The organism is Mycobacteriales bacterium (assembly GCA_040902655.1).
GTDB lineage: Bacteria > Actinomycetota > Actinomycetes > Mycobacteriales > SCTD01 > SCTD01.
Window position 1 is genome coordinate 1 of record JBBDWV010000034.1, and the last position, 3,358, is coordinate 3,358.

At 71.0% G+C, this 3,358-nt stretch carries 2 protein-coding genes; one reads left to right on the forward strand and one right to left on the reverse strand.

The window, feature by feature from the left end; translation table 11 throughout:
• Window positions 1-722: 722 nt before the first annotated feature.
• Window positions 723-2,132: a PLP-dependent aminotransferase family protein gene (locus WD794_10100; protein MEX2290665.1), complete on the reverse strand. Its 1,410-nt coding sequence runs from the start codon at window positions 2,130-2,132 to the stop codon at window positions 723-725.
• Here WD794_10100 and WD794_10105 point away from each other — a divergent pair.
• Window positions 2,131-3,072 (forward strand): DMT family transporter, encoded by a 942-nt coding sequence (locus tag WD794_10105; GenBank protein MEX2290666.1) that lies wholly within the window; start codon window positions 2,131-2,133, stop codon window positions 3,070-3,072. The genes WD794_10100 and WD794_10105 overlap by 2 nt on opposite strands.
• Window positions 3,073-3,358: the final 286 nt, after the last annotated feature.

Here is a 3,358-nt window from a genome sequence, read left to right on the forward strand (position 1 = left end):
TCAAGATCAACAAGCCGCCCGCTGAATCACGCGATCACGAGACGGTGGATTCGGGTTCAGGAACGAGCAGAACGTAGCGCCTGGCCTTGGCCGTCGTGAACTACTGCAGAACGAGTACCGCTCGTTCTGCAGACACCGATCCCGACGCCGGCCTCCTCCGACGCGTGGCGCGGCACAGCGAACCCCAGCATCCGCTTCTCGAGATGAGCGATCGTTCGGGCGCGCGCGAACATGCGTATATGAGGAACACTTGGAGGCTCGGAGCGACCCCAATCCCCTTGACTGATGGGCGGCGGGCGGCCACCGCCAGTCGAGATGAACGCGAGAAGTCAGCAGTGCGGGGCAAGGTTCTGACCGAGAAATGGGCTGGGTTCTTGCTCACAAATTGCTCACAAACTCGGCGACACGCCGTGGCACCCGAGGGAATTGCGTGTCACACTGCACCTGCCCTGACCTGCAAGAACGTCACTCGACGACACGAAAGGGGACCGGGTTTTCCCGCCTCATAATCCCTCGGTCGTGGGTTCGAGCCCCACCCGCCCCACATAGCCTGACCTGCGGAAACGGCCTCTTGTGTTCCTGCTGGCGCAGCGCGATGGTGCCAGTTTGGTTGCCTTTGGCGCCACAGCGTGCAGCAGGAATGGCATGCAGGGCGCTACGACGAAGGCGAGCAGCTGCCAGCCCAGCTGGGGCGCGCCCGCAGCGATCCGGTCGAGGGTCGGCTACGCCAGGGCGCGTAGCGCCGCGCCGAGTACCTCGCCGGCCTGGGCGAAGCGTCCGGGATCTTCGGCCGAGAAGTTGAGGCGGACGTACGCGCCGGGCGGCTCCGCTGGGAACCACTCGCTGCCCGACGCGACGAGCAGTCCGCGAGAGGCACTCTCGCGGACGAGGTGGTCGACGTTGGTGCCGTCGGGCAGCCTGGCCCACAGGTTCAGACCGCCGAGCGGGACGTGCTCGACGAGGACCTGCGGCGCGTGCGCGTGAACGCTGTCCAGGAGCAGGTCCCGGCGGGTGCGGAGCTGCACGCGCATGCGGCGCAGGTGCGACGTCCAACCGGGGTGGTTGACGACCTCGAGCGCTGCCGCCTGCAGCACGCCGCTGACGTACATCGTCTCGGCGGCCCGGTCGGCCAGGATCCGGTCCCGGGCCGGGCCGCGGGCGATCAGCGCGGCGACCCGCAGCGCGGGCGAGACGCTCTTGGTGAGTGACCGCAGGTGGATGACGTGGCCGTCGTCGTCCTGGTCGACCAGGGGCCTGGGCTCGGCGTCGATGCCCAGGTCGTGCGCCCAGTCGTCCTCGACGAGGAACGCCCGGTGCGCCCGGACGACGTCGAGCACGGCCCGGCCGGTCGTGGCCGACCACTGCGCGCCGGTCGGGTTGGCGAAGGTCGGCTGCGCGTAGAACGCCCGCGCCCCCGTCTCTGCGAACGCACGGTCGACGTCGTCGGGGTCCGGACCGTCCGCGCCGGTCGGCACGGGGACCAGAATGACGCCGGCCTGCTCCGCGGCAAGGAGAGCGCCCCAGTAGGTCGGGGACTCGACCACCAGCGGCTGGCCGGGGCCGACGACGGCACGGAAGATCGAGCTCAGCCCGCTCTGGCTGCCGGCGATGACGAGCACGTCGCGGGCCGTCGGCGGCGCCACACCCACCGGCGCGCCAGCGGCCACCTGACTGGCGAACCACGACTGCAGCTCTGGCACGCCAGCCGCGGGGGAACGCGTCATGGCAGCCTCACTCCGGGCCGCCCGGCCCAGCGCCGCCCGGACCAGGCGCTCGGGGAGCAGGTCCTTGCCGGGGTAGCCGGAGTGCAGCGCGATCGCGTCCGGCCCCGCTGCGCGCTGGGTCGAGGACAGCCCGGACAGCCGGGATCGACCAGCGCCCAGCGCCGCCGTCTGCCACCCGTGGTCGGCCGGTCGCGACGGCCGGACGGTGCGTACGAACGTCCCGACGCCCGGTCGGCTCTCGACCAGGCCGAGCGCGGCCAGCTGACGGATCGCCTTCTGCACGGTGACCGGGCTGGCGCTGTGCGCGAGCACCAGCGAGCGGTTCGACGGCAGCTGCGCCCCCGGCGGCGCAGCGGCGATCCAGTCCCGCAGTGCCACGACGATGCGACCTGCACTATCGTTGGCCATGACACACCAGAGTAGCGCTATCGCGCGGACGGCCCCGGCGCTACCCGCGGCTCCCGGTCGTTCCCCGTCCGGTCTGGGCTGGGGGCTGCTGGGAGTGGCCGCGTTCTCCCTCACCGTGCCGCTCACCCGGGTCGCGACGCACGACGGGTTGTCGCCGCTGTTCATCGGGGCCGGGCGTGCGGTCGTCGCCGCGGCGCTGGCCGCGATCGCGCTGATCCGGTTCCGGCAGACCGTGCCGGGCGGCAGCCAGTGGTTCCGCCTGGGAGTGGTCGCCGGGGGCGTCGTCGTCGGCTTCCCGCTGCTGACCTCGTACGCGATGACGCAGGCGCCGGCCAGCCACGGGGCTGTGGTCATCGGCCTCCTGCCGGCAGCCACCGCGGTCATGGCCGTGCTGCGTGGGAAGGAGCGCGTGCCAGTGTCGTTCTGGTTGTTCGCGACCCTGGGTGCCCTCGCCGTCGTGACGTTCGCGGTGGTGCAGAACGGCGGCCTCGGGCCGCTGCACCACGCCGACGTCCTGCTGCTTGCAGCGGTGCTGGCCGCGGCCGTCGGCTACGCAGAAGGCGGTCTGCTGGCCAGAGAGCTCGGCGCGTGGCAGACCGTCTCGTGGGCGCTGCTGCTCGCCGCGCCGCTCATGCTCGTGCTGACGGCCGTTTCCGTCACGCAGGCGCCGCCGACCGGCACCGGGACCCAGTGGCTGGCGTTCGCCTACCTGTCCGTCGTGAGCATGTACCTGGGCTTCTTCGCCTGGTACCGGGGACTGGCGATCGGCCCCATGACCCAGGTCAGCCAGGTGCAGCTCGTGCAGCCCGTTCTCAGCATCGCGTGGGCGGTCCTCCTGCTCGGCGAGCACCTGACCTGGGCCACCGCCGTCGGCGGGCTCGCTGTCATCCTGTGCGCGCGCAGCGCCGTGCGCACCCGCCTGCAACGAAGGACGAGCTGATGCGGCACACCCCGCGGTACCTGATGAACGAGCCGGAGGAGGTCAAGCGGCTCATCCGCAGCAACCCCTGGGCGACGTTCGTCAGCGCCACCAGCACCGGGCTGGTGGCCTCCCACTACCCGGTGCTGCTGGACGAGGCCACTGCGGCAGCTTCGACCGGGGTGAGCAGGAAGCCGCAACGATCTGATCGCAGTGTATGCGTTTGCGCGTGCAGCAGCGTACGCTTGACCTCATGTTGCGTCCTGCAAGCTGCATCAGGCCAGCGGGTGTGAGTCCCGTCTGGGTA